Below are 23308 nucleotides of genomic sequence, written 5' to 3'. Positions count from 1 at the left end.
TCTCTGGGGTTTGGGGCGGTGGCCCGCAGTGTCGGGCTGTGGCGCCGCCGTGTGGACAGGGCCTCACCCTTGGATCCTGGGGTCTGGGGCAAGTCCCGCACGCGGCGGACCCGCGTCTTGGCGCTTCCTGTCTCTGCCCCTTCCTGCGGCGTGGGTACGCGCGTGTGCCGCGTGGCAGGAGCCCCGGGCCTCGGGCCCCTGGGGTCTGGGGCCCCTGGGGTCTGGGGCCCCTGGGGTCTGGGGCGGCGGTCCGCAACGCCGGGCTGCCGTGTGGCAGGGGCTTCGCCCTGGACCCTGGGGCCTGGGGCGGAGCCGCGTTTTGGTGCCTTCCTCTCGCCGCCCCATCGTGCGGCGTCGGTACGCGTTTGTGCCGCGTGGCCGGGGCCCCGGTCCCCGGGGTCTGGGGCGGAGCCCCAGTTGTGGGAAGGGGCGGGTAGGGGAATAGCCCGCCGCAGGCGCCACGATCCGTCGCACGCGCCCTAGCGGCCGTCAGGTTCGGCCACCACCGAGCCCACCACCGAGTCCGCTACGGAGCCCCCACCGCATCCGCCACCAAGCCCGGCGCCAAGCCCGGCGCCGCCGACGAGACCGCCCCCGTCGGCCCGGGCGGCGGCGCGCCCAGCCCGCTCGCCGGACCCTGACAGCCCTGCGCCGCCGCGATCCCCAGCGCCACCAGCAGCGTCACCACCACGAACACGGTCAGCCGCTGCCGCAGCAGCCGACGGTTCGGCCCGCCGGGACGGCGTCCGTTCGCCGACGTACGCACGGTCTGGGCCGGACGCCCCGAGCGGTCCGTCCGTGCGGGCGGCCGCGAGCCACTCCGGCGCTGTGCCGGGCGCGCGGGCGTGTTCCGCCCCGCGGGGCGGCCCGAGCCACCACCCGTACTGGCCCCCGGCCGCTGGGACGGCGGCCCACTCCGCGGCGCGGGCGTTCCACCGGGGCGCCGCTCCGTCTGCTGGTCGGCGTACGCCTCGGGGCGCCGCGCAGGGGGACGCCCCGGCCCGCCACCGTAGCCCCCGCCCCCGCCACCGTGCCCGCCAGCACCGGCACCCGCAGCACCCGCACCGGTACCGGCACCGGTGCCGGCACCATGCGCCTCCCGCGCCGCGATCTCCTTAAGCCGCAGCGACAGCTGCAACGTGCTCGGCCGGTCCTCCGGGTCCTTCGCCAGGCAGGCGTGCAGCAGCGGCGCCAGCGCGTCCGGAACGCCGATCAGCTGCGGCTCCTCATGGACCACCCGGTACAGCATCACCTCGGAACTGCCGTGGCCGAACGGCGAGTCCGCCGTCGAGGCGTACGCGAGCGTGGCGCCGAGCGCGAAGACGTCGGTCGCCGGGGTCACCGCCGCGCCCCGCACCTGCTCGGGCGCGAGGAAGCCCGGCGAGCCGACCGCCGTACCCACGTGGGTGAGGGTGCTGGCCCCGGTCGCCCAGGCGATGCCGAAGTCGATGATGCGCGGGCCCTTGGGGGAGAGCAGGATGTTGGAGGGCTTGAGGTCGCGGTGGACGACCCCCGCCTCATGGACCGCCAACAGCCCCTCCGCCAGCGCCGACCCGATCGACGCGACCTGAGCGGCGGGCAGCGGGCCCTCCTCGTTCACCTTGTCGTGGAGGGACGGGCCCGGTACGTACTGGGTGGCGAACCAGGGGCGGTCGGCCTCCAGGTCGGCGGCCACCAGCCGGGCCGTACAGCCGCCGCGGATCCGCCGCGCGGCGGAGACCTCCCGGGCGAACCGGGACCGGAACTCCCGGTCCTCCGCGAGATCCGGACGGATCACCTTCAGGGCCACCCGCTGCCCGCGCCGGTCGGAGCCGAGGTAGACCACCCCCATGCCGCCCGCGCCGAGCCGCCGGTGGAGGCGGAAGGAGCCGACGACACGCGGGTCCTCGCGCCGGAGCCGCATCATCGCCATGTCCGTCCCCTACCTCCGGTGGGGAGTTAACCCCTGGTGGGGAGCCCCATCCGCTGCCGTCTGCTTGCCGTGTCCGCTTGCTGCTTGCCGTCGAACTGCCGTCGGTTCGCCGCGGTTGTTCCGTTGTCGTCCGTCTGACGTGCACAGCTTACGGATTGACGGCCCCTCGCGCTGAGAGGCCGCGCATGCGTCGGCCGATGGATTGTCAGTGGTGCCTGGGATCCTGGAGAAGTGGGCCGGAATCGTGGCAATCCGTGCTCGGGCCCGCTGCTGCGTGATCTCAAAAGGCCGTCTCAGAAGGGGGATTGAGACCGTGAAGGGTGATCGTGTGGAGATAGTGGTGGACGCGGGTGACACCACGCGGACATATGAAGTGGTGGCCACCAGGGCGGGCCGGAGGGTCGAGACGGCGGTCCGGCGGGGGGTGGTGGAAGTGAGCGAAGTCACCCGTAATGGGTCCGTGGTGCGGACGGCCCGCTTCATGGCCAACCGGGTCCTGGCCCTGGTGGAGCAGCCGGTGCCGAGGAGCGAGGAGGGGGAGGGTGAGTAGGGCTCGCACCCGCTCGGAGGGACACACTCCGTCGGTTCCTGAGGGCCTTCGGAGGGATCTCTTCCGAGGCCCCCTCCGGGAAGACCCCAAGAGCTGAGGGCGCGTCTCCACCCAGGGGAGTAGTCGGGGCCTCCCGGGGTCATCCTCCGGGAGGCCCGCCAATCGGTACGAAGGCATGACGCCGATGACAGGGCCGCGCGCCTAATGTTGTCGTCAAGCGGCGGGCGCAGCACTCGTCCCCCGAGGTCAGACGCTCGCCGCCCCAGATGTGACGGAGGAGGGACGATGGCGGACACGGCTGGACGCACGGTCATCGGAACACGTCGTCGCAGGCCCGTGAGCGCGGCGGTGGACGCGCTCGGCGGCCCGCGGACCGGCACCCGCCATCCTCTGGTCGCGGCGGCGATGGTGCTGCCGATGGCCATTCTCCTGATCATCACCTTCGGCGGCTGGGAGGCCGTCGTCACACAAGCGTCGTCCGTGGCGGGAATGTTGGGGCGCTGAGCGCCCCGGGCCCGGGAGAGCGGCCCGGGCCGGGGACTTCCGGCCATTAACCCCGTGGGGACGGGGGTGCGGCGGACGGCACGAATGCCCGGACAGCTGGGGAGCTGTCCGGGCATCGCGCCTTTCGGGACCGACGCGAACGACCGCGGCCCCCGCGGGGGAATGAGGGCGGCGCGGCTGTCAGGGGGCGAGTAGTTCGATCTTGATTGCGAGGGCGCCCAGCGCTTCCTTTTTGGGCGGGTAGATGGTGCGGATGTTCGCGAGTTGTTCCTCGCGGGTCGCCGTCGGGTTGACGTTCGCCGGCCCCTCGCCGTCGAGCAGGGCCTCAAAATCGGGATACTCCGTGACCTGCCTCACGAGCACGTCGCACGTCTCATCTGTGCCCTTGATCCGGAATCGGATCACGTCGCCTGCGGCGAGATCGGCGAGACGCGGGTACTTGACCCGTACCTCGGTCGTCTTCTTGCCTGCGGTGACCAGATCGAAGTATCGCCGATAGAGGTTCAGCTCGCGTACGCGAGCGGCCGTGTCCGTCATGAGGCGGAAGCGCTCCTAGCTGCTGGTGCGGTCATCATCCGGCCGAGTTCGCCGGCGGAGTACGAGCGGAAGAAGTGCCGGGGGTCCGAGAGCACGATCTCGGTCGTGTTGAGCAGGCGGTCGATGTACTCGGGCAACGACCCGGGCCATTCCCGAGTATCGAGCATCCAAGGGGCCGCGCCCTCGGGCAAGGACGCGCGCCCTTCCCGTATGAGCGACTTCGACAGCTTGGCGCCTGTGCCGCTGACGATCTGCGGGCAGAACAGACGTGCGGGCAGCTGCCCGCGGGTGAGGCCGACAGCCTGTAAGGCGCCGTCGACCAACTGCGAGCCGAACACCCAATCGCCGCCCTTCACCATCACGTACAGGGTGCCGCGCGTGCCGGTAACGGCGAGTCCCTTCACGAGGTTGCGATACAGCGTGGCGAGGTCGAGGTACCCCTCGCTGGTCGGGTCGATGGTGACCTCGTACTCGCCGTGGTGCAGGCAGACGGCCGAGATCGTCGCGCTCTCTGCCTCGTCGTGCTGCACATGTGTGCGCTGCGCGTACTTCTCGGCCCACCCACAGGCGGGCCGCGGGCAGGGGACTCGCAGGTGAGCCACGCCCGCGGATGGTGCGAGCCACCATCGGGCGGCGTCCATCCGTGGGAGCACGCGCAGCCACGTGCGGCGGAAGTCCTCGCCGGCCTGCTGCTGGCTATACGTCTCGACGGAGTACGGCACATGTAGCCGCTCGGACAGGGCGTTGAACAGCGGGCGGTACAGCTTGTCGATCTGCTCGGCGATGCCCTGCTCGCCGAGCGCTTGAGCGTATGCCCGCTGGTAGCGGTGACCGGTTTCACGGTCGGTGACGATGGCATACGGCGCGTTGTCGAGCGCGCCGAACTGGACCTCGGCAGGTACGCCGAACTTGTCCCGGAGACGGGCCGCCGTGGCGAATGTGAGGGACTGCACCAGCGACGTGCCGATGTGCGGGGCCCCGTTGATCTGCGTCCCTACGACGAACACAATCCGCTCGGGCGCGGCGTCGAGGACTCGGGGTGTGAGCACGTCCTCGGCGCGGCTGAGCGCGTTCGCGAGGACCGTGTTCGGTGATACGGGGTGTGTGGTCACCCTGTCTTCCCCCTCGGTAGATGGGCAGGAGTGCGCCGCGATTGCGGCGGGTGTGCTTCGGCGTGCTGGGGCCGAGCGGCGGTGTCCGGTTCGCTGTGTGCCGTCGGAGCACCTTGTACGCTCGGCCCCAGGGTCGGCCCGGGGTCCAATCCACCTCGGGGCGGCCCGTCCTTCGTGGTCGATCAGAAGCGGCGGCGGGCGAACGTGCTCCCCCACATGACCTGACCGTGGGCGAGGCTGGCGCGTACGTGCGCGTCGGTTTCGGCCTGGTCGGCGGCCAGTGCGAGCGGGGCGGTCACCAGACAGACGCGGCACAGGGCTCCGTGCGCGACCAGGGCTAACCAGTCCCGTGACGGCGGGGGGATCGTCATCACGTACTTATCGTGGCCGTAGTCCAGCGCGGCGCACCCGCGGCGGATCGTGAGCCGTGCGCCGATCACAGGCGGCTCTTTATCGCCGGGGCCAAGGTGCAGCGAGGTTGCGAGGCGCCGCATTCCGTCTTCGACGGTCTCAGCAGACTCGTTCTGTCGGCGTGGTCCGGGGTGTGTGATGAGCAACTGCGCGAGGGCGAACCCGTCGGCGCGGTGAATGCCGGTCGCGGCGGCCACTGTGGCGACAAACCCGGGGCCCGGGGGAACGTCGAGATGCGGGGCAGTCACGATGCCTTCACCTCCGCCCATACGACCTTTCCGGGCGGGGCATCGGTGACTCCCCACGCCGTGCATAAGGCGTCGAGGATGATCAGGCCGCGTCCACGGTCGCGGTCGTGCGACGTGGGGCGCGGGTGGGGATGGCGTCTCACCGGGTCTTGTACCTCCACTTTGGTGCGGGTGTCGTCGGCGTCGACCGTGACTCGTATCGAGTCGCCGGGTTCGGTGCCGTACCTGATCGAGTTGGTGACCATCTCGCAGGTCACCAGCACGACGGTTTCGAGATAGTCCTCGGGTGCGTCCGGCACGTGGTACCGGATGAACTCGCGTACGAACTTGCGTGCCGCGCGGGCCGATTCGGGATCCTTCTCCAACAGCAGTACCGGTGGGGGGCCGACGGGTGGGGCGCAGCAGACGGGAGCGGTGTCCCGCCGTCGTTCGATCATGTGTCTCCCCTTACGGGCGGACAGTCGTAGCCCGGGTCGCGGGCCAGGTGGTTCCTCTGACTAGGCAACACGCGTGCGGAAAGTCGGGGTACCGTCTTGGGGGGTGTCGAAGGGTGTTGCTTCGACTACCCGTCGTCGCAGGAGGGTCTGAACATGAAGACACCGAACGACAAGCTCGCACAGTGGTTAGACCGGTCGGGCATGAGCCGCGGAGAGTTGGCGCGGCGCGTGAAAACCAAGGCGACCCAGTGGAAACAGCCGCATATTTCACCGGACGCGACGCGTGTTCGCTGCTGGCTCCAAGGCGAGACGCCGCGTGCCTCGATTCCAGACATCCTTGCTGGCGTGTTCTCGGACCACTTCAGTTTTCGGGTCACGACGTACGATCTCGGGCTTGGAGACAGCGGCGCCGCCGACGCTGCGCTCGTTTACAACTCCTCGTACGCGGCTACGGTGGAAGTCGTCGCAGACCTGGGGAGAGCTGACGTGGACCGACGCAAGTTCCTTGCAGCCGCGCCGTTTGCGGCCGTCGCGGGGGTGGGTCCCTCGCGGGACTGGCTGTTGAACACCCTTGATCAGGCACCCAAGCCGAGTTGGGGCCCGCGGGTGCGACTTGAGGACGTGACCGCGGTGAAGAACATGTTCACGACCTTTCAGCGCATGGATATTTTCCAGGGCGGGGGGTCGGGCCGGCTGGTACTCGCCGACTACATGAACGCCCACGTCTACCCGCTATTGCGCCGCGCTCATAGCGACGACGTGCGCCGTCCGCTGTGCGAAGCGGCGGCAGAGCAGACGTACCTTTTGGGCTGGATGGCCTACGACAACGGCGAGCACAGCGTCGCACAGCGCTACTTGATCCAGTCGCTGCGCCTTGCCGAGGAGTCGCGGAACCCGGCGCTCGGCGCGCACGTCCTCGCGGGCATGGCCGATCAAACGACGCTGCTCGGAAATCCGGCCGAGGGGAGGCGCCTCGCGCAGGCTGGCCGGCAAGGGCTGTCGCGAGCCACGTCGCCGGCGTGCATGGCTGACTTGTGGTGCCTCGAGGCGCGGGCGCTCGCGCTGCTCGGCGAGAAGTCGGCAGCAGCGCACGCGGTCGCCCAGTCGGAACGGGCGTATGAACACGTCAACCTCGATAAGGAACCGGACTGGGCGGCATTCATCGATCCGGCGTACCTGCACGGGGAGCACGCAAACACCTTCCGCGATCTGGGCGACGCTGCGGCGGCCGAGGAACACGCCCGCCGGTCCATCGGGCACGCGCACATGCAGAAGCGCGCCCGCCGGGGTGCGATGTCGCAAGCTGCCCTTGCCGTGTCCCACCTGCAACGGCGCGACCTCGAGGCCGCGTATTCCGCGGGTCTACGGACGCTTAAGCTGTCGGGACTGGTCAAGTCGTCGCGTGCGGTCGAGGCGGTCGAGGATCTACAGTGGCGCATGCAGCCGTTCGGCGGGCATCGGCTCGTCGCTGACTTCAACGAGCGGGCCCGCGAACTGGTCGCGGCGGCATAGGGCTCCGGAACGCACAGAGACGCCCCCGCGCGGCCGTACAGGGGGCCATCGGCTGGTGAGCTGCCATAGGGACAGCAGCAGCCCGCACAGGGCGACCAGCGCGGCCACGGACGGGAGCGGCCAGCGTGCGCGCTCGAGGGCGTCGAGGCGGTCGCCGTGGGCGTCGAGGCGTCGGGCGTGTCGGGCCGTCGGTGAGTTGCTGAGCGATCACTGAGCGTTGGTTTATGTTTCTGGCCATGGCCAACTCGCTTGATGCTCTGGCTGCCGTCTTCGCCCTTCTCGTAGCTCTCGCCAGACTCACAAAGGGGAGTGACCGACGGCCTCGGCGAGGTCGAGGCCGACCCGTACGACAGTGTCGTCCCACCCGGCCTCCATCGCTGAGTGTTTTACCGCAACAGCTGGGGAGCTGTCCGGGCATCGCGCCTTCTGGAGCCGATTCCAACGACCGCCACCGCAACGTTTATCGCATGAATTTGCAATATGGCCCAGAGAGAGATGCCGGGCGGTTCCTGGCCAACGGTCGCCGAAGTGGGCGCGGTCATGGCGGCGGGCGCGTTTGTACAAGCGGTGGCGCAGCACTTCGGAAACCGGGTTGCCGGTGCTTTGGATGAGGGCGCGCGCTCGGCGGTACGCCGATTCAGGCGCCGTACCTTCGATGGACGCACCGACCGACAAGGCCGCCGTTGCCGGTGGATCAAGCTGAAGACCGAGCGTGGCTGGACGATCTTCCTCCCCGAGCGGCTGCCCGCTGAAGCTTTGGGACAGCTGGCCGATCTCTGCGATGCCGATCCGCCGTGTGGCGAAAGCAGCGGGCTGGTCCGCTTTGGACAGGGGGTGCATGCGTGGTCCATGGTGAGCCGCGTTGACGGTGAGTATGTCGTGTTTGATTGGGATCCCGCGAAACAGCTGTGGATCACGCGCTGAGAGGCGGACTGTGTCCGGGGCCAGCGTGGCCCGGCCGAGCCACGTCAAGCACCGTGGCCTTCTCCGGTCCATGGCGGCGCGGTACGCCCTCGGTGGCCCTCAGAACGGTAGGACGACGGTCTCGGCGTCGAGGGACCCGAACGCAGCAGGGCTCGCCGTTCCGTACGAACCGCTCCGCGTGGCAAGAGCTACGATCCCGGGGCAGCCGATGACATGGGGGAAGCCGTGAGCCAAACCGCGGCGCAGCTCATCACCGCCCTTCGCCGGGCCCAGCGCGACGCCACCGCCGAGGTGACCGTCCTGGCCGACCGGCCGGACGGCACCGTCGTCCGGTGCGGCCACGTCGTCGCCAAGGCACATCCGCCCGGCACGGACCCGGCCGAGCTGGCCGTCCGGCTCGGCGTCGCGGCCCACCCCCGGTGTGCGGAGATCCTGCTGCCGCCGGTCGACGGCATGGGGGCGCTGCCCGACGGGCGGCAGGTCACTCTCTGGCCGTACGGCGAACCCGTGGCGCCCGACGCGCCGGACGCCGCCCCCTGGGTCGGGGCGGGGAGGCTGCTCGCCCGGTTGCACGCCGTGCCGATCGCCGAACTGCCCGGCCCGCTCCCGGCGATGCGCGGCCCGGCCAAGGCGGCCCGCGCCATCGCCCGGCTGCGGGCGGCGGCACTCCCCGACAGCGTGGCCACCCGGGCCGTGCTGCGAGCCTGGGCCGGACTGCCCGGCTGGGCGCGGGGTGTGGACCGTACGGAGCGTACGGGCCGTATGGATCGCATGGGCCGACGCGACGGCAACGACGGCAACGACGGCAACGGAGGTCGCGACGAAGGCGGCGACGGCGACGTGACCCACACGCTCTGCCACGGCGATCTCCACCTCGGCCAGCTCATCCGCCACCGCGCCACCGACTGGCGGCTGATCGACATCGATGACCTCGGCCTCGGCGACCCGGCCTGGGACCTCGCACGCCCCGCCGCCTGGTACGCCGCCGGGCTGCTCGCCGCCGAGGACTGGGAGCGGTTCCTGGGCGCGTACCGGGCCGCGGGCGGCTGCGCCGTCGGACAGCGCGACCCCTGGCCCCGGCTGGACGTACCCGCCCGCGCCCTCACCGTCCAGACCGCCGCGCTCGCGCTCGCCAAGGCGGCGGCCGCCGGGCGGGCGTTGGACGAGGCAGAGGAGGCGATGGTGGCGGCGTCGGTCCGAATCGCCCACTTCATGGAGGCCGCGGGATAGGGGCCGTAGGGTGAAGTCCATGCGCCCGGACGCGAGTTCCGGCGCGCTCTGTCCGAAGCATGAGGAGTTGAGCGGACCATGCAGTGTCCCAAGTGCCATGCGCCGATGCACACGTACAACCGCAATGGCGTGCAGATAGAGCAGTGCAGCGGCTGCCGGGGGATCTTCCTGGACTATGGGGAGCTGGAGGCGCTGACCCGCCTTGAGTCGCAGTGGACGCAGGCCGGGCCACCCGCTCCGCCCGCTGCCCCGCAGGCGTACCCGGCCGCACCTGCGTGGGGCGCTCCGCAGCACGGGCACTACGGCCACCATGGCCATCACGGCCACCACAAGCGCGGCTTCGGGCACATGCTCTTCTCGTCCTGAGGGGCCTCAGAGGCCTCTGGGCCTGAGTAACGTCGGAGGGCCGGAGCTTTCGCTCCGGCCCTCCGACGATCGATGTGGACGATACTGGGATTGAACCAGTGACCTCTTCCGTGTCAGGGAAGCGCTCTCCCGCTGAGCTAATCGTCCGCGGGACCGCGTGCGCGATACTGGGATTGAACCAGTGACCTCTTCCGTGTCAGGGAAGCGCTCTCCCGCTGAGCTAATCGCGCCGGGATGGATCCGTGAGGATCCGAGTGGACGATACTGGGATTGAACCAGTGACCTCTTCCGTGTCAGGGAAGCGCTCTCCCGCTGAGCTAATCGTCCGAGGTGGAGACGGGATTTGAACCCGTGTAGACGGCTTTGCAGGCCGTTGCCTCGCCTCTCGGCCACTCCACCAGCCGTGGAGGTCGAAACCCCCACACCGAGCGGACGACGAGATTCGAACTCGCGACCCTCACCTTGGCAAGGTGATGCTCTACCAACTGAGCCACGTCCGCAGGTGTCGTTTCTCCGGGGCGCTTCCGCGTCCCGGCGACGTGTTGAACTCTAGCGGATTCCGGGGCCAGCTCAAATTCCGTTTCCGCAGCGTGCTGCCCTGCTCGCGCGCCGCACTCCCTCCCGGGGCCGCCCTGACCTGGGCACCATAGACTCGCGACCGTGCACGACCTGACCCCGCTCGCCCGCTTCGGCGGCCTGCTCGCGACCGATCTACGGGATGTCACCAGCGACCCGTCGGCGCTGGACACCCGGGGTTTCTGGGCCGTTGTCGCGGACTTCGAAGGCCGTCTGGTCTGTGCTCGCTTCGGCGACGTACGGGCCGAGCCGGTGCCGCCGCCCGCGCCCGGCGGCTGGCGCGGCCCCGGGGCGGGGGAGTGGACCTCGTCACTGGACCGGGCCGCCTACACCGCGGGGGTGCGCACCGTCCGGCGGCGGATCGCCGCGGGCGAGGTCTACCAGGCCAATCTCTGCCGGGTGCTGTCCGCGCCGCTGCCCGATCCGGCCGGGGCCGATGTGGACGCGCTGACCGCGCTGCTGGCCCTGGGCAACCCCGCCCCGTACGCGGGCACCGTAAGGCTGCCGGCCCACGGGGTGGAGGTCGCCACGGCCTCGCCCGAACTCTTTCTGCGGCGCACCGGGCGCACCGTGGAGTCCGGCCCCATCAAGGGCACCGGCCGCGTCCCCGGGGACCTGCTGGAGAAGGACCGCGCCGAGAACGTGATGATCGTGGACCTGGTCCGCAATGACCTGGGCCGGGTCTGCGCCACCGGCTCGGTGACCGTTCCGGCGCTCTGCGCGGTCGAACCGCACCCCGGTCTGGTCCACCTCGTCTCCACGGTGCGGGGCGAGCTCGCCCCGGGCACCGGCTGGCCGGAACTGTTCGCGGCCGCCTTCCCGCCCGGGTCGGTCACCGGCGCGCCCAAGTCCAGCGCGCTGCGCGTCATCGAGGAGCTGGAGACCGCGCCTCGCGGCCCGTACTGCGGCGGTATCGGCTGGGTCGACGCCGACCGCGGCACCGGTGAGCTGGCGGTCGGGATACGGACCTTCTGGATCGACCGCGGCCAGGCCGGGGCCGTGCTGCGGTTCGGCACCGGGGCTGGCATCACCTGGGGCTCGGAGCCGGAGCGCGAATGGGATGAAACGGAACTCAAGGCCGCCCGGCTGCTCGCGGTAGCGTCGGGTGTACAGCGGACGCCGGGTGTACATCCGACGTCGGCTGTACGGAAGACGTCGGGTGTACGGCAGACAACGGGAAGGGCGACGCGATGAAACCGGCCATCTGGCTCGATGGATCACTCTGCGACCCGGACAGCGCCATGGTGTCCGTGTTCGACCATGGGCTCACGGTCGGCGACGGCGTCTTCGAGACCGTCAAGGCCACCGAAGGACGGGCCTTCGCCCTCACCCGCCATCTGCGGCGGCTGGCCCGCTCGGCCGCGGGCCTGGGGCTTCCCGAGCCGGACCTGGACGAGGTGCGGCGGGGCTGCGAGGAGGTGCTCAAGGCCCACCCCGTGGCGTTCGGACGGCTTAGGATCACCTACACCGGAGGGATCTCGCCGCTCGGCTCCGACCGGGGCACGGCCGGGCCCACCGTAGTGGTCGCGCTGGTCGAGGCGGCCCGCAGGCCCGACACCACGGCCGTGGTCACCGTCCCCTGGGTGCGCAACGAGCGCGGGGCGCTCACGGGTCTGAAGACCACCTCGTACGGCGAGAACGTGGTCGCGCTCGCCCGCGCCCACGCGCAGGACGCCACCGAGGCCCTTTTCGGCAACTCGGTCGGCGCGCTCTGCGAGGGCACCGGTACCAATGTCTTCGTGGTCCTCGACGGCCAGCTGCACACCCCGCCGCTCTCCTCCGGCTGCCTCGCCGGGATCACCCGCGCCCTGGTGCTGGAGTGGGTGGGCGCCAAGGAGACCGATCTGCCGCTGGACGCGCTGTACCGGGCCGAGGAGGTCTTCGTGACCTCCACGACCCGCGATGTACAGGCCGTCCACCGCGTGGACGGTCACACCCTGCCCGGCGCCCCCGGCCCGGTCACTGCCGAGGCCCTGCGGATCTTCATCGAGCGGGCCGCCGCGGACATCGACCCCTGAGCGGGCCGATCGCGGCGGATCCGCGCCGTCGGCGCCAGTGCGTGCCAGTCCGTGCCGGAAAACGGGTGACGATCGTCCGGCGGGCCGGTAGAACACCTTCGTGACCACCACTCTGCGGCCCACCGGGCCCGAACGGCACACCGACGGCGGCGGGCGTGCCCGCGCGTACGAGGTGTGCGTCAACGGCCGCCCCGTCGGCTCCGTGAGCCTCGCCACCGACGCCCGTCTGGGCCCGGCGGCCGGGCGCATCGAGCGGCTCCACATCGACGGGGCCGAGCGGCACCGGGGCCGCGGCACGGTCGCGGCGCTCGCCGCCGAGGAGGTGCTGCGCGGCTGGGGCTGCACCCAGCTGATGGTGAGCGTCCCCGCGTCGGCCACGGCCGCACTCGGGCTCACGGCCGCGCTCGGCTACCGCGAGCGCGGCCGCAACATGCTCAAGCGGCTCACGGACCCGCCCGAGCTGCCCGAGGGCAGCGCGATACGTCCCCTTACGGCGGCCGACTACCCGGCGTGGCAGGCGCACGAGCGGGACCGATACGTGGCCGAACTGGCGGCGCGGGGGCTCACCCGGCGGCAGGCCGAGACCAAGGCGGACACCGACCAGGCGAGCCTGCTGCCGCAGGGCCCGGACACCCCCGCGGCCCTGCTGCGGGTCCTCGCCCACGGCGGCACGGACGTGGGCACCATATGGATCGCACTGCGCGAGGGGGAGCCCGACGCCGCCGAGAGCGGGGAGGCGTACGTCTACGCCGTCGAGGTCGCCGAGGAGCACCGCGGCCACGGACACGGCCGCACCCTGATGCTGGCCGCCGAGCGCGCGAGCCTGGCGAGCGGGGCGCGCAGTCTCGGCCTGTACGTCTTCGGTGACAACACCCCCGCGCTGCGGCTGTACGAGTCGCTGGGCTACGAGTCGACCGAGTACCAGCTCTACAAGCCGCTGCTGTGAGGGCCGGTCCAGCCCTGCAAGCCGCTGCTTCAGGACCGCTCGGCGACGAGCCGTGCGGCGATCTCCTCCACCCGCTCCCGCAGCCCCTCCTGGCTCTTGCCGCCGTCGAGCCGTTCGCCGTCGATCACATACGTGGGGGTGCCGGTGACTCCGATCGCCCGGCCCTCGGCCTGGTCCGCGTCCACGATCAGGATGTGTCGGCCGTCGACCAGCGCGGTGTCCATCTCCTCGGCGTCCAGCCCCAGTTCCCCGGCCACCTCCATCAGCACCGGCTCACCGCGGGTCCCGAGCTCCTCGGTGCGCTCCAGGACGGCCTCGACGAACGGCCAGCCGCGCCCCTGGGCGATGGCCTCCTCGGCCGCCTGGGCCGCCGCGTGGGCGTGCCGGTGGCGCTCCAGCGGGAAGTGGCGCAGCCGGATGTCCAGCGCGTCCTGGAAGCGGTCGCGCAGCGCGCGCACATCGCCCAGGGCGGTACGGCAGTCGGGGCACTGCAGCTCGCACCAGACGTCGAGCACGGGGCGCGGGGAGGGGTCGGTGTGGCTCATGGGGCCAGTCTTCCAGCCCCCGGACCCCGATCCGTACCCGGAGATGTCCCTGATCCCGGGCCCGGGCCATGGCCCCGGCAGCCTTACGGGGTGCACGATGGACATACCGGAAGCCCAGTCCGCGGGAGGAACGATGCTGACCGACACCATCTGCGCCGCGCTGTCCGCGGCCGGTCTGGGCATCGCCGGGCTGACCGCCTACCGCAAGCGGTTCCTGGCGGCGGCGCGGATCGCCGCCTATGCCCTGATCCCGCTGGGCCTGGCCTTGACCGGCGTCCTGGACTGGCTGACCGATGTGGTCTTCAAGCCGAGCATCTGGCTGGGCTTCGGCCTGCTGGGCCTCTCCTGGGCGCTGTTCATGATCACGCGGGCGGTCGAGCACCGCTCCGGTGGCGCCCGTCAGGACGGCACCCGTAAGGAGCGCCGCGCGGCGGCCGCCGCCGAACGTGCCGGCGGGGTGTCCGCGGGGGCCTCGGAGCCCGCCCTGGGGCCCGGCGGGGGAGCCACTGCGGCCAAGGCGCCGGGGAAGCCGAAGACCAAGGGCGGAACGAGCTCTGGCACAGATGACTTCTCCGACATCGAGGCCATACTCAAAAAGCACGGGATCTGACAGGCGACCGATCAAATAGCGATCACTGGTCGCAGGCGGGGTCATGGCTAGGTCATGATCTCCGCGAGATGTTGCAATCACCGCCCGGGGAGCAGTCCCCCATCGAAGGACCCCCTGTTCCGCCGAGCGACGAGGCCCGTGGCTGTCTCTACGCCCTCTCGCAGCCGCCGCTGATGCTGTTCCTGGCGTTCATCGGCACCCTGCTCTTCGTGACCGCCGTCCACGACCTCTACCGGTGGTGAGACGGCACCCCGCCCGGTCACCCAGGGTGACAGGCCCGGCCACCGGTGGCGAGGCGTCCCGCGCGGCCTCCGACCGCCGTACGCGGGTGGTCAGCTCGCGGCCTCGCGGCGCCGGGCCCGGTAGGCCGCGACATGCAGCCGGTTGCCGCAGGTGCGGCTGTCGCAGTAGCGCCGGGACCGGTTGCGGGACAGATCCACGAAGGCGTGGCGGCAGTCCGGCGCCTCACAGCGGCGCAGCCGCTCCCGCTCGCCCCCCACCACCAGGAACGCCAGTGCCATCCCGCAGTCGGCGGTGAGGTGGTCGGCCAGCGAGGCACCGGGCGCGAAGTAGTGCACATGCCAGTCGTAGCCATCGTGGTCGGTGAGCCGGGGCGTGGTGCCGGCCGCGGCGATCATCGCGTTGAGCAGTTCGGCGGTGCGGTGGGCGGAGTCCTCGCTCCCGGCCGTCGCGAAGACCTCGGCGAACCGCGCCCGTACGGCACGTACCGCGGTGAGGTCACGCTCCCCGAGCGTGCCGATGTCGCTGATGGCGTTGCGCTCGACGAACCGGCGCAGTGCGTCGACATCGGCGAGGTCGTCCCGGTCCGCGCCCTCCGGCGCGGTGTTCACCAGATCGATGACGGCGTCGAGCGCGCACCGGGTGTCGTGGTTGATCAGCACGATTGGCTCCCTGACCGGCTGGGTCGGCGGCTGCCCCTGGGCTGCCCTCGATCTGCCCGACTCTAGTCCTGCCGGGCCCCGGACGTTCACCAGGCGGCCCCGGACGGTCATCCGGCGGTGCCGTACGGTCACACGACGGTGCCGTCACCGCGGGTGCTGCCGCGGTGACGGCACCGTCACCTGCCTCTGCCGTTGTCGGGATTGCCATGGTCGGGATCGTCGGTGTGTGATGCGGTCGCACCCCGGCTCGCGCCGTCTCCCCGAGTCGGACGGTCGAGCGCTCAGCTCTCGCCGGGTCTCAGCTCTCCGCCAGGATGTGGGAGAGCTCTGTGTCGAGGTCGAAGTGGCGGTGTTCGGTGCCGGGTGGCACCGCGGCGTCGGTCCGCTTCAGGAACGACTCCAGGGCCCGCGCCGGGGCTTCGAGCAGTGCCTCCCCTTCCGGGGAGCTCAGGGCGATGCAGACGACTCCCTGGCCGTGGCTGCGGGACGGCCACACCCGGACGTCGCCGGTGCCGGTGGGCCGGTGCAGACCCTCGGCGAGAAGATCGCGGGCGAACACCCATTCGACCGTCTCTTCGGCTCCGGTGTGGAAGGTGGCGTGCACGGCGTAAGGGTCGGCCGTGTCATACCGCAGGCCCGCGGGTACAGGCAGTGAGGATTCGCTCGACACAACGAGGCGCAGGTGCAGCTCGCAGCTGACCGTGGTGTTCATAAGCGCCAGGGCCTTTCGCTCAGTGTGCGCTCGGGGATTCGCACGTCGGCGAAATCGACATGCCACCTACGGTGCCGTTGTAAACCCCTCTGACCGTTTTGCGGCTCTTCTGGTAGCTCATGCGGCCCAGCTCCGGACCGAGCGCTACCGCCGTTCCGGTGACTTCAAACGATCAGGTAAGTTGGGTCACATGAATGCGGAGAGTGACGAGCGGCGCGGGGCGGCCGAAGCGGGGCCCCGGGTCGCTACGGGGGGCGATGCGCCGAAGAAGGAGCCCGTATGGGGCTCCCGGGCGCCGCGGTTCATCAAGCGGTCCCGTCCGCTCCACCTGAGCTGGCAGGTCGGCGTGTTCATCGTCGGCCTCGGGGTCGTGGGCCTGGGTGTCGTCCTGCTGCCCCTGCCCGGCCCCGGATGGCTGGTGATCTTCGCGGGCATGGCGATCTGGGCGACCGAGTTCGTCTGGGCCCAGCTGGTGCTGGCCTGGACCAAGCGCAAGGTCACCGAGGCGGCGCACCGTGCCCTGGACCCGAGGGTGCGCAGGCGCAATCTCATACTGACCACGATCGCGGTGGTGATCTGCGCCGTGGCGGTCTCGGCCTATGTGTGGAAGTTCGGCGTCGTGATGCCGTGGAAGATCGAGCAATGAGCGGTCCGGCGTCGTGGGACTGGTCATGAGCACGGTCCGGCATGCGCTAATGTTGGGCGTGCGCCAGGGCGATTAGCTCAGTGGGAGAGCGCTTCGTTCACACCGAAGAGGTCACTGGTTCGAACCCAGTATCGCCCACCCTGGACCGAGGGCCCGGAAGGCATCCGCCTTCCGGGCCCTCGGCGTTGTGGTCCGGAACTCCTGCGCCTTTCTGTGCACATACGGCGAAAAGAACCTCCTGCTCGATCTGAAATCCCCGACTGAAGGGATTCCGCGACGGCTAAGGAAAGGCCGGGGAGGCCGGGGATATCGACGGCAAGTTCCTCGGAGTGCCCGGTCGGCGTCAATGCCTTCGCCTTCTTCCGCGACCCGGACGCGTTCCAGAAATCCGGAATGACCGGCGGTCACGCTGGCCACGCCGGCACGGCCGGACCACACTGTGGGCATGGACTGGTGCCATTACCGCTTCCGCAGCCGATGGGACCTCGACGCCCCGCCCGCCGCCGTCTTCGCGGTGCTGGCGAACGGCGACGACTATCCGCGGTGGTGGCCCCAAGTCCGTGAGGTCCGGCGGATCGACGAGCGCAGCGGCGCCGCCCGCTTCCGCTCCCTCGTCCCGTACGATCTGCGGCTGATCGTCAGCGAGGCGCGCCAGGACCCGGCGGACGGCGTGCTGGAGATCGGCTTCGCGGGCGATCTGGAGGGGTGGGCGCGCTGGACGGTGCTGCCCCAAGGGACCGGCACCCGCGCCCACTTCGAGCAGGAAGTGGTGGCCCGCAAGGCCCTGCTGCGCCGTCTCGCGCTTCCCGGGCGCCCCGTCTTCCGGGCCAACCACGCCCTGATGATGCGGTCCGGGCTGCGGGGGCTGCGGGCGCACCTCGCGGCGCGGCCCGCCGGTCCGGCCGGGACGGCGCCGCCCGGTCCGGCCCCCGGGCCCTCCGGCGGAAATGCGGTTTGAACCAAACCCGCCGCGACCTGTATCGTTCAGGTCGTTCCGCCGGGCAGACCCCGAAGGGAACAATCCGGGCGATTAGCTCAGTGGGAGAGCGCTTCGTTCACACCGAAGAGGTCACTGGTTCGAACCCAGTATCGCCCACCACCCCAGGAGGCCGGGCCGCCAGCAGGCGGCCCGGCCTCCTTCTTTGTGTGCTTGGACGGCTTTGTGTGCTTGTACGGCCAGCGGCGGGGTATCCGGATAAAACTTCCGTGGGTGACGATGTGGAGGGGAACTCATGGCCGTCGCGACCGCAGCCGTCCTGTCCTTGGACTGTGCCGAACCCGAAGAGCTCGCCGAGTTCTACGCCCGGGTGCTCGGCGCGGAGATCCAGCCGCTGACCACCCCCGACCGGGTCGAGATCGTCGCCCCCGGCGGATCGCGGATGGCCTTCCTGCGGGACCACGGCTTCGCCCCGCCGAGCTGGCCGCGGCCGGACGACTCCCAGCAGGCGCATCTGGACCTGCTGGTGGAGGACATCGACGCGGCGGAGCGCCAGGTCGTCGACCTGGGCGCACGGCCGCTGGACACCAAGCACAACGGTGGGCTGCGCGACATACGGATCTACGCCGACCCGGCCGGGCACCCGTTCTCGCTCCGCCGGACCTGAGCGTTGGGGCGCGGCCGAGCCGGGGCGTTCGGACGCGCCAAGCCGGGGCCGGGCGCGCCGAGTTCGAGCGTCAGGCCGCGGCCGGAAGGTCAGGACGCAGCGGCCAGGCCGGATCGCAGACCTCGTCCGAGCCGTTGAGCGCGAACCACGCCTGCAGCCCGCGGGCCTGGGCCGCGTACCAGACCGTCTGGCGGGCGTGCAGTTCGGTGGGCGTCAGCGTCTCCAGACGGGAGGCGAACCGGCGGCCCACCGCCCGTACGACATGCAGTGCGGCCGCCGCGTCCGCCGCCGCGTCATGGGCGCCGGTCAGCTCCACTTCGTACTGCGCACACAGATCGACCAGGGTGCGGCGGCCCTTGCGATAGCGGTCCAGGTGCTTGTCCAGCACCCGCGGATCCAGCACGGTCATCGAGCGCAGCGAAAGATAGCCCGCCAGGCTGGAGTTGCGATGCCGCTTCAACTCCCGGTCCAGCAGGGTCAGATCGAACGGCGCGTTCATGATCACTAGCGGGGTGCCCCTTGCGACCTGCTCCGCTATCGCCCGTGCCACCTCGTCCACCACCGGCGCCGGCCATCTGCCGTGACGCTGGAGGTGAGCGTCGGTCAGACCGTGTATCTCGGTGGCGGCCGGTGGCACCGGCACCCCCGGACTCACCAGCCAGCGCCGGACCTCCGGCAGACTTCCGGTGCCGCGCTGCACCACCAGGGACGCCGATACGATCCGGTCATTCTCGACATCGACACCCGTGGTCTCCGTGTCAAAGGCGGCGAGCGGCCCCTCGAACCAGGACGGCATGGCCTCAACTCCTCGTGCATGTCCCCTCGATGACATCCGGTCCCGCCCCGACCAGGTGATACCCGGAGGGAGGACCGTGAACCGCCGCTGTTTGCCGGGGTCCTGACGCGGAGACAACACAGGTGTACGAGCCCGGCGTACGACCGGAAGGCGTCACGGACATGGCGCTCGCAGCACCCGACCCGGCCCCGACGGTGAGCGGCCTCGCCCTGAGCGGACCGCCTCCCGTGCGTGGCCACATCGCCACCACCGCCTGTATGGAGACCCTTCAGGTGGGCTATCTGCACGCGGTGGCCGCCGCCGCGGGCTGCTCACTGGCCCAGCCCTTCCCCGACCACGGCATCGACTGGCACGTCAGCCACACCGCGCCCGGCCACGCCGTGGACGACGAGGTCACCATCAAGGTGCAGCTCAAGGCCACGTACCAGATCGCGCCCGACCCCCCGGGGCCGACCTTCGCCTTCACGCTCGACAACGACCACCTGGTCAAGCTGGCCCGCAGCCCGGTCTCCGTGCACAAGATCCTCGTGGTGATGATCGTGCCGCGCGGCCAGGAGGACTGGCTGCGGGCCGGGCATGACCGCCTGTCCCTGCGCCACTGCTGCTACTGGATCAACCTGGCCGGTCACGCGGTCACGGGCCGCCGCCGGACCACCGTGCGGATCCCGACCTCGCGGATCTTCGACGACCGCGCGCTCTGCGAGATCATGACCCGGGTCGGGGCGGGAGGGAGACCGTGATGGACCGGCCATGGCCCCAGGACGAACCGGCACCCCTGGCGGTCCCGCGCCCCGACGAGGTGGATCCGGCCGTCCTCGGCGCCCTGCTCGCCCGGCACGGCTGGCGCCGCCGCGGCGGCGCCCCGGGGGCGTATGCCCGCTGGACCCCGCCGGGCAGGCTCGCGGGCGGCACCAGCCTGCTGGTGCCCGAGAGCCGGGACTTCCCCGACAGCGGCGATCTGCTCGCCGAGGCGCTGACGGCGCTCAGCCGCAGCGCCGCGCCCTCGGCCCGCGAGGTGCTCACCGGCCTCGCGGTGCCCAGCGACGAGATCCGCTGGCGGCGCGAGGTGCCCGAAGCCCCCGGTGGCACCGCCGCCTGGACCGCGCAGGAGCGGCTGCGCGCCGCCGCCAGGGACACCCTGCTGGCCGGGGCGCTCGCCGCCCGCGGCCGGGCGGGGTACTACGGCGCCCGGCATCGCCGCGCCGCCGAGGCGTCCCTGGAGCGGGTGCTGACCGGGCCCCCGGGCGCCGGGTCCGGCGGCCGTGAGCTGACCGTCTTCGTGCCCGTCGAGGAGGACGGCCGCACCACCGCCGTCACCCTGCTGCGCGCGCTGTACGCCCTCCGGGACGCCGCCGACTACCACCGGACGACCGGCGGCATGGAGGCGTACGACGGGGCGGTCGCGGCGGGGGTCAGCCGTGAGCTGACCGAGGCGGTGATCGCGCTGGTCCAGGGCACCGAGGGGGCGCGGGTGGCGCTGGAGTGGTCACCGGCCGCCGGTCCGCCGCCGGGGTTCGCGGCCCGGCCCGATCCGGTGGAGTTCTCGCCCGGGGACCTCCCGGGGCTGAGGGAGGCGGGTGCCCGCTATGTCCGGGATGAGCCCTCCGTTCCGGTGTGCCTCACCGGCGCGGTGGTGCGACTGCGCCGTACCGGCCCCGGCGGCCCCGGGACGGTGCGGCTGCGGGTGCTCTCCGGCGCGGAGGTCGCACAGGTGCGGATCACCCTGGACGAGGAGGACTACCGCATCGCCGGGCATGCCCATCTGGTGGGGCTGCCGATCCGGGTGCGGGGGCGGCTGGAGAGCCGCGGCGGCTTCCGGCGGCTCAGCGGGGCGGGCGGCGTCACCCCGGTCCAGGTGGACGAGGCCGAGCGGGACCGGCTGGTCAAGTCGCTCCAGGAGAACCTGGACTTCTTCGAGGAGGCGTGCGGCGGCGGCCCCTGACCGCGGCTACTCGTCATGGCGTGGGGTGGGGTGGCCCGGGCGGCAAGGGCGGCAAGGGCGTCATGGCGTCGGGCGGGGGCCGCCCGGACGGTGACGGCGCCCGGAGGCCGTCACCCCGGGCGGTGACGCCGTTCACAACCGTTTCGCGGTCCCGCCCTTCGGCTCGGTACGATTCACGCTGCGCGGCATTCGCCGCGGGGAGCCATCCATCAGTCAGGAGAGACCGGTGTCAGACGTCCGTGTGATCATCCAACGCGATTCCGAGCGGGAAGAACGCGTGGTGGCCACGGGCACTACGACGGCGGACCTCTTCACCGGCGACCGCTCGATCGTCGCCGTGCGCGTGGGCGGCCACCTCAAGGACCTGGCGTACCAGCCGGTCGAGGGCGACGAGATCGAGCCGGTGGAGATCACCAGCCAGGACGGTCTGGACATCCTGCGCCACTCCACCGCGCATGTCATGGCCCAGGCGGTGCAGGAGCTGTTCCCGGAGGCGAAGCTGGGCATCGGCCCGCCGATCAAGGACGGTTTCTACTACGACTTCGACGTCGAGACCCCGTTCCACCCGGACGATCTCAAGCGCATCGAGAAGAAGATGCAGGAGATCCAGAAGCGGGGGCAGCGGTTCTCCCGCCGCGCGGTCACCGACGAGGAGGCGCGCGAGGAGCTGTCCGCCGAGCCGTACAAGCTGGAGCTGATCGGGCTCAAGGGGTCGGCCGCGGACGCAGCCGAGGGCGCGTCCGCCGAGGTCGGCGCGGGCGAGCTGACCATGTACGACAACCTCGACGCCAAGACCGGCGAGCTGTGCTGGAAGGACCTGTGCCGCGGTCCGCACCTGCCGACCACGCGGAACATCCCGGCCTTCAGGCTGATGCGCAGCGCCGCCGCGTACTGGCGGGGCAGCGAGAAGAACCCCCAGCTCCAGCGGATCTACGGCACCGCCTGGCCGACCAAGGACGAGCTCAAGGCGTACCTGGACTTCCTCGCCGAGGCCGAGAAGCGCGACCACCGCAAGCTGGGCGCGGAGCTGGACCTGTTCTCCTTCCCCGACGAGCTGGGCTCGGGCCTCGCGGTGTTCCACCCCCGGGGTGGAGTGATCCGCAAGGAGATGGAGCAGTACTCGCGCAAGCGCCACGAGGAGGCGGGGTACGAGTTCGTCAACACCCCGCACATCACCAAGGCCAAGCTCTTCGAGACCTCCGGCCATCTGCCGCACTACATGGACGGCATGTTCCCGCCCATGGAGTTCGAGGGCCAGGACTACTACCTCAAGGCCATGAACTGCCCGATGCACAACCTGGTCTTCCGGGCGCGCGGGCGGTCCTACCGCGAGCTGCCGCTGCGGCTCTTCGAGTTCGGCACGGTCTACCGGTACGAGAAGTCCGGCGTCGTCCACGGCCTGACCCGGGCCCGGGGCTTCACCCAGGACGACTCGCACATCTACTGCACCAAGGAGCAGATGGCCGATGAGCTGGACAATCTGCTCACCTTCGTGCTGGACCTGCTCCGCGACTACGGACTGAGCGACTTCTATCTGGAGCTGTCCACCCGGGACGACTCCGACAAGTTCATGGGCAGCGACGACCAGTGGGAAGAGGCCACGGAGGAGCTGCGCAAGGCCGCCGAGAAGCAGGGCCTGGAGCTGGTCATGGACCCGGGCGGCGCGGCCTTCTACGGCCCGAAGATCTCGGTCCAGGCCCGGGACGCGATCGGCCGCACCTGGCAGATGTCGACCATCCAGGTCGACTTCAACCAGCCCGCCCGGTTCGAGCTGGAGTACACCGCGGCGGACGGCTCCCGCCAGCAGCCCGTCATGATCCACCGGGCCCTCTTCGGGTCGATCGAGCGCTTCTTCGCGGTGCTGCTCGAGCACTACGCGGGCGCCTTCCCGGTGTGGCTCGCCCCGGTCCAGGCGGTCGGCATCCCGATCGGCGACACCCATGTGCCGTACCTGGAGGAGTTCGCCGCGCAGGCCAAGGCGAAGGGGCTGCGGATGGAGGTGGACTCGTCCTCGGACCGGATGCAGAAGAAGATCAGGAACGCCCAGAAGTCCAAGATCCCGTTCATGGTGATCGCCGGTGACGAGGATGTCGCGAACGGCGCGGTGAGCTTCCGCTACCGCGACGGCTCGCAGAAGAACGGCATCCCGGTCGACCAGGCGCTGGCCGAGATCGCCGAGGCCGTGGCGCGCCGGATCCAGGTCTGATCCGGGTCTGGTCCGGGTCTGGTCCGGGTCTGATCCAACAGCGGTCTCCACGGACGCCGGGA

General features: G+C 71.0%; 26 protein-coding genes and 7 tRNA genes. 19 read left to right on the top strand and 14 right to left on the bottom strand.

Features of this window, described 5'->3' with window-relative positions; all coding sequences use genetic code 11:
• Positions 1 to 526: 526 nt before the first annotated feature.
• Complete coding sequence (locus VT50_RS14650) at positions 527 to 1912, bottom strand: serine/threonine-protein kinase (protein ID WP_046087666.1); 1386 nt, start codon at positions 1910 to 1912, stop codon at positions 527 to 529.
• 313 nt (positions 1913 to 2225) lie between these two features.
• Between VT50_RS14650 and VT50_RS14645 the strand changes: the two genes are divergently transcribed.
• Both VT50_RS14645 and VT50_RS14640 read left to right on the top strand, forming a co-directional pair.
• Complete coding sequence (locus VT50_RS14645; RefSeq protein WP_037951761.1) at positions 2226 to 2462, top strand: hypothetical protein; 237 nt, start codon at positions 2226 to 2228, stop codon at positions 2460 to 2462.
• Between the two features lie 285 nt (positions 2463 to 2747).
• Complete coding sequence (locus VT50_RS14640) at positions 2748 to 2966, top strand: hypothetical protein (protein WP_046087667.1); 219 nt, start codon at positions 2748 to 2750, stop codon at positions 2964 to 2966.
• A 180-nt stretch (positions 2967 to 3146) separates the two neighbouring features.
• Here VT50_RS14640 and VT50_RS14635 read toward each other — a convergent pair whose 3' ends face one another.
• The 4 genes from VT50_RS14635 to VT50_RS14620 all read right to left on the bottom strand — a co-directional run bounded on the left by VT50_RS14635 (position 3147) and on the right by VT50_RS14620 (position 5711).
• Entirely contained in the window at positions 3147 to 3503 is a 357-nt protein-coding gene (locus tag VT50_RS14635; RefSeq protein ID WP_046087668.1) for an ASCH domain-containing protein, read from the bottom strand.
• Positions 3500 to 4615, bottom strand: a complete 1116-nt coding sequence (locus VT50_RS14630; protein ID WP_046087669.1) for a hypothetical protein — start codon at positions 4613 to 4615, stop codon at positions 3500 to 3502. Before VT50_RS14630 ends, VT50_RS14635 begins: the two co-directional genes overlap by 4 nt.
• 182 nt (positions 4616 to 4797) lie before the next feature.
• A complete protein-coding gene (locus tag VT50_RS14625) occupies positions 4798 to 5274 on the bottom strand; it encodes a hypothetical protein (RefSeq protein ID WP_053048651.1) in 477 nt (158 codons plus the stop codon).
• The gene (locus VT50_RS14620) at positions 5271 to 5711 is read right to left on the bottom strand and encodes an ATP-binding protein (protein WP_046087671.1); all 441 of its coding nucleotides are present in this window, start codon (positions 5709 to 5711) and stop codon (positions 5271 to 5273) included. The genes VT50_RS14625 and VT50_RS14620 overlap by 4 nt, the downstream gene beginning before the upstream one ends.
• A gap of 153 nt (positions 5712 to 5864) precedes the next feature.
• On the opposite strand from VT50_RS14620, the gene VT50_RS14615 reads away from it, so the two are divergent.
• The 4 genes from VT50_RS14615 to VT50_RS14595 all read left to right on the top strand — a co-directional run bounded on the left by VT50_RS14615 (position 5865) and on the right by VT50_RS14595 (position 9743).
• Positions 5865 to 7223 carry an NsdA family TPR-like regulatory protein gene (locus VT50_RS14615; protein WP_046087672.1) on the top strand — a complete coding sequence of 453 codons (1359 nt, stop codon included), beginning with the start codon at positions 5865 to 5867 and terminating at the stop codon, positions 7221 to 7223.
• Positions 7224 to 7703: 480 nt separating this feature from the next.
• Positions 7704 to 8147, top strand: a complete 444-nt coding sequence (locus VT50_RS14605) for a hypothetical protein (protein WP_046087673.1) — start codon at positions 7704 to 7706, stop codon at positions 8145 to 8147.
• Positions 8148 to 8372: 225 nt separating this feature from the next.
• The gene (locus VT50_RS14600) at positions 8373 to 9377 is read left to right on the top strand and encodes a phosphotransferase (protein ID WP_053048652.1); all 1005 of its coding nucleotides are present in this window, start codon (positions 8373 to 8375) and stop codon (positions 9375 to 9377) included.
• A 78-nt stretch (positions 9378 to 9455) separates the two neighbouring features.
• Positions 9456 to 9743, top strand: coding sequence for a TFIIB-type zinc ribbon-containing protein (locus tag VT50_RS14595; protein WP_046087674.1), 288 nt, complete (start codon positions 9456 to 9458; stop codon positions 9741 to 9743).
• A gap of 75 nt (positions 9744 to 9818) precedes the next feature.
• Here VT50_RS14595 and VT50_RS14590 read toward each other — a convergent pair.
• The 5 genes from VT50_RS14590 to VT50_RS14570 all read right to left on the bottom strand — a co-directional run bounded on the left by VT50_RS14590 (position 9819) and on the right by VT50_RS14570 (position 10243).
• Positions 9819 to 9890 (bottom strand) — tRNA-Val (locus VT50_RS14590).
• 11 nt (positions 9891 to 9901) lie between these two features.
• Positions 9902 to 9973: transfer RNA gene (locus VT50_RS14585), tRNA-Val, on the bottom strand.
• Between the two features lie 25 nt (positions 9974 to 9998).
• Positions 9999 to 10070, bottom strand: a tRNA-Val gene (locus tag VT50_RS14580).
• Position 10071: 1 nt separating this feature from the next.
• A tRNA-Cys gene (locus VT50_RS14575) sits at positions 10072 to 10142 on the bottom strand.
• Positions 10143 to 10170: 28 nt separating this feature from the next.
• A tRNA-Gly gene (locus tag VT50_RS14570) sits at positions 10171 to 10243 on the bottom strand.
• A gap of 160 nt (positions 10244 to 10403) precedes the next feature.
• Here VT50_RS14570 and VT50_RS14565 point away from each other — a divergent pair.
• The 3 genes from VT50_RS14565 to VT50_RS14555 all read left to right on the top strand — a co-directional run bounded on the left by VT50_RS14565 (position 10404) and on the right by VT50_RS14555 (position 13283).
• The gene (locus tag VT50_RS14565; protein ID WP_046087675.1) at positions 10404 to 11513 is read left to right on the top strand and encodes a chorismate-binding protein; all 1110 of its coding nucleotides are present in this window, start codon (positions 10404 to 10406) and stop codon (positions 11511 to 11513) included.
• Positions 11510 to 12337: an aminotransferase class IV gene (locus tag VT50_RS14560; protein ID WP_046087676.1), complete on the top strand. Its 828-nt coding sequence runs from the start codon at positions 11510 to 11512 to the stop codon at positions 12335 to 12337. Before VT50_RS14565 ends, VT50_RS14560 begins: the two co-directional genes overlap by 4 nt.
• Before the next feature lie 100 nt (positions 12338 to 12437).
• Positions 12438 to 13283, top strand: coding sequence for a GNAT family N-acetyltransferase (locus tag VT50_RS14555; RefSeq protein ID WP_046087677.1), 846 nt, complete (start codon positions 12438 to 12440; stop codon positions 13281 to 13283).
• Positions 13284 to 13312: 29 nt separating this feature from the next.
• Here the strand turns inward: VT50_RS14555 and VT50_RS14550 are convergent, their stop codons facing one another.
• Positions 13313 to 13828 (bottom strand): DsbA family protein, encoded by a 516-nt coding sequence (locus VT50_RS14550; protein ID WP_046087678.1) that lies wholly within the window; start codon positions 13826 to 13828, stop codon positions 13313 to 13315.
• A 133-nt stretch (positions 13829 to 13961) separates the two neighbouring features.
• Here VT50_RS14550 and VT50_RS14545 point away from each other — a divergent pair, with 133 nt between their 5' ends.
• Both VT50_RS14545 and VT50_RS39605 read left to right on the top strand, forming a co-directional pair.
• On the top strand, positions 13962 to 14438 hold the full coding sequence (locus VT50_RS14545; RefSeq protein WP_063893231.1) for a hypothetical protein: 477 nt from the start codon (positions 13962 to 13964) through the stop codon (positions 14436 to 14438).
• 68 nt (positions 14439 to 14506) lie between these two features.
• On the top strand, positions 14507 to 14680 hold the full coding sequence (locus VT50_RS39605) for a hypothetical protein (RefSeq protein ID WP_167396601.1): 174 nt from the start codon (positions 14507 to 14509) through the stop codon (positions 14678 to 14680).
• Between the two features lie 90 nt (positions 14681 to 14770).
• Here VT50_RS39605 and VT50_RS14540 read toward each other — a convergent pair whose 3' ends face one another.
• Positions 14771 to 15340, bottom strand: coding sequence for a CGNR zinc finger domain-containing protein (locus VT50_RS14540; RefSeq protein ID WP_046087679.1), 570 nt, complete (start codon positions 15338 to 15340; stop codon positions 14771 to 14773).
• A gap of 298 nt (positions 15341 to 15638) precedes the next feature.
• Entirely contained in the window at positions 15639 to 16052 is a 414-nt protein-coding gene (locus VT50_RS14535; protein ID WP_003959770.1) for an SsgA family sporulation/cell division regulator, read from the bottom strand.
• Between the two features lie 190 nt (positions 16053 to 16242).
• Between VT50_RS14535 and VT50_RS14530 the strand changes: the two genes are divergently transcribed.
• The 5 genes from VT50_RS14530 (at position 16243) to VT50_RS14510 (ending at position 18302) form a co-directional block, all read left to right on the top strand.
• The gene (locus VT50_RS14530; protein ID WP_046087680.1) at positions 16243 to 16698 is read left to right on the top strand and encodes a TIGR02611 family protein; all 456 of its coding nucleotides are present in this window, start codon (positions 16243 to 16245) and stop codon (positions 16696 to 16698) included.
• 66 nt (positions 16699 to 16764) lie between these two features.
• Positions 16765 to 16836 (top strand) — tRNA-Val (locus VT50_RS14525).
• 307 nt (positions 16837 to 17143) lie between these two features.
• Complete coding sequence (locus tag VT50_RS14520) at positions 17144 to 17656, top strand: SRPBCC family protein (RefSeq protein ID WP_046087681.1); 513 nt, start codon at positions 17144 to 17146, stop codon at positions 17654 to 17656.
• 66 nt (positions 17657 to 17722) lie between these two features.
• Positions 17723 to 17797: transfer RNA gene (locus VT50_RS14515), tRNA-Val, on the top strand.
• Between the two features lie 133 nt (positions 17798 to 17930).
• Positions 17931 to 18302 (top strand): VOC family protein, encoded by a 372-nt coding sequence (locus VT50_RS14510; protein ID WP_046087682.1) that lies wholly within the window; start codon positions 17931 to 17933, stop codon positions 18300 to 18302.
• 70 nt (positions 18303 to 18372) lie between these two features.
• Here VT50_RS14510 and VT50_RS14505 read toward each other — a convergent pair whose 3' ends face one another.
• Positions 18373 to 19098 (bottom strand): 3'-5' exonuclease, encoded by a 726-nt coding sequence (locus VT50_RS14505; protein ID WP_046087683.1) that lies wholly within the window; start codon positions 19096 to 19098, stop codon positions 18373 to 18375.
• A 161-nt stretch (positions 19099 to 19259) separates the two neighbouring features.
• Here VT50_RS14505 and VT50_RS14500 point away from each other — a divergent pair, with 161 nt between their 5' ends.
• From VT50_RS14500 to thrS, 3 genes are all read left to right on the top strand, one after another.
• The gene (locus tag VT50_RS14500; protein ID WP_046087740.1) at positions 19260 to 19838 is read left to right on the top strand and encodes a DUF4365 domain-containing protein; all 579 of its coding nucleotides are present in this window, start codon (positions 19260 to 19262) and stop codon (positions 19836 to 19838) included.
• Entirely contained in the window at positions 19838 to 21040 is a 1203-nt protein-coding gene (locus tag VT50_RS14495; protein WP_107424802.1) for a hypothetical protein, read from the top strand. Before VT50_RS14500 ends, VT50_RS14495 begins: the two co-directional genes overlap by 1 nt.
• Positions 21041 to 21266: 226 nt before the next feature.
• Positions 21267 to 23246, top strand: coding sequence for a threonine--tRNA ligase (gene thrS, locus VT50_RS14490; protein ID WP_046087685.1), 1980 nt, complete (start codon positions 21267 to 21269; stop codon positions 23244 to 23246).
• Positions 23247 to 23308: the final 62 nt, after the last annotated feature.

The organism is Streptomyces antioxidans, assembly GCF_000968685.2.
Lineage (GTDB): Bacteria > Actinomycetota > Actinomycetes > Streptomycetales > Streptomycetaceae > Streptomyces > Streptomyces antioxidans.
This window is presented reverse-complemented; position numbering and strand designations above follow the sequence as displayed.

What these genes read in the sequence shown, in the direction of transcription:
- VT50_RS14500 (WP_046087740.1), top strand. Translation starts at nt 19,260, where the DNA reads ATGGCGCTCGCAGCACCCGACCCGGCCCCGACGGTGAGCGGCCTCGCC.
- VT50_RS14510 (WP_046087682.1), top strand. Translation starts at nt 17,931, where the DNA reads ATGGCCGTCGCGACCGCAGCCGTCCTGTCCTTGGACTGTGCCGAACCC.
- VT50_RS14560 (WP_046087676.1), top strand. Translation starts at nt 11,510, where the DNA reads ATGAAACCGGCCATCTGGCTCGATGGATCACTCTGCGACCCGGACAGC.
- VT50_RS14615 (WP_046087672.1), top strand. Translation starts at nt 5,865, where the DNA reads ATGAAGACACCGAACGACAAGCTCGCACAGTGGTTAGACCGGTCGGGC.
- VT50_RS14535 (WP_003959770.1), bottom strand. Translation starts at nt 16,052, where the DNA reads ATGAACACCACGGTCAGCTGCGAGCTGCACCTGCGCCTCGTTGTGTCG.
- VT50_RS14640 (WP_046087667.1), top strand. Translation starts at nt 2,748, where the DNA reads ATGGCGGACACGGCTGGACGCACGGTCATCGGAACACGTCGTCGCAGG.
- VT50_RS39605 (WP_167396601.1), top strand. Translation starts at nt 14,507, where the DNA reads ATGTTGCAATCACCGCCCGGGGAGCAGTCCCCCATCGAAGGACCCCCT.
- VT50_RS14620 (WP_046087671.1), bottom strand. Translation starts at nt 5,711, where the DNA reads ATGATCGAACGACGGCGGGACACCGCTCCCGTCTGCTGCGCCCCACCC.
- VT50_RS14545 (WP_063893231.1), top strand. Translation starts at nt 13,962, where the DNA reads ATGCTGACCGACACCATCTGCGCCGCGCTGTCCGCGGCCGGTCTGGGC.
- VT50_RS14605 (WP_046087673.1), top strand. Translation starts at nt 7,704, where the DNA reads ATGGCCCAGAGAGAGATGCCGGGCGGTTCCTGGCCAACGGTCGCCGAA.
- VT50_RS14550 (WP_046087678.1), bottom strand. Translation starts at nt 13,828, where the DNA reads ATGAGCCACACCGACCCCTCCCCGCGCCCCGTGCTCGACGTCTGGTGC.
- VT50_RS14505 (WP_046087683.1), bottom strand. Translation starts at nt 19,098, where the DNA reads ATGCCGTCCTGGTTCGAGGGGCCGCTCGCCGCCTTTGACACGGAGACC.
- VT50_RS14520 (WP_046087681.1), top strand. Translation starts at nt 17,144, where the DNA reads ATGGACTGGTGCCATTACCGCTTCCGCAGCCGATGGGACCTCGACGCC.
- VT50_RS14495 (WP_107424802.1), top strand. Translation starts at nt 19,838, where the DNA reads ATGGACCGGCCATGGCCCCAGGACGAACCGGCACCCCTGGCGGTCCCG.
- VT50_RS14650 (WP_046087666.1), bottom strand. Translation starts at nt 1,912, where the DNA reads ATGGCGATGATGCGGCTCCGGCGCGAGGACCCGCGTGTCGTCGGCTCC.
- VT50_RS14635 (WP_046087668.1), bottom strand. Translation starts at nt 3,503, where the DNA reads ATGACGGACACGGCCGCTCGCGTACGCGAGCTGAACCTCTATCGGCGA.
- VT50_RS14530 (WP_046087680.1), top strand. Translation starts at nt 16,243, where the DNA reads ATGAATGCGGAGAGTGACGAGCGGCGCGGGGCGGCCGAAGCGGGGCCC.
- VT50_RS14595 (WP_046087674.1), top strand. Translation starts at nt 9,456, where the DNA reads ATGCAGTGTCCCAAGTGCCATGCGCCGATGCACACGTACAACCGCAAT.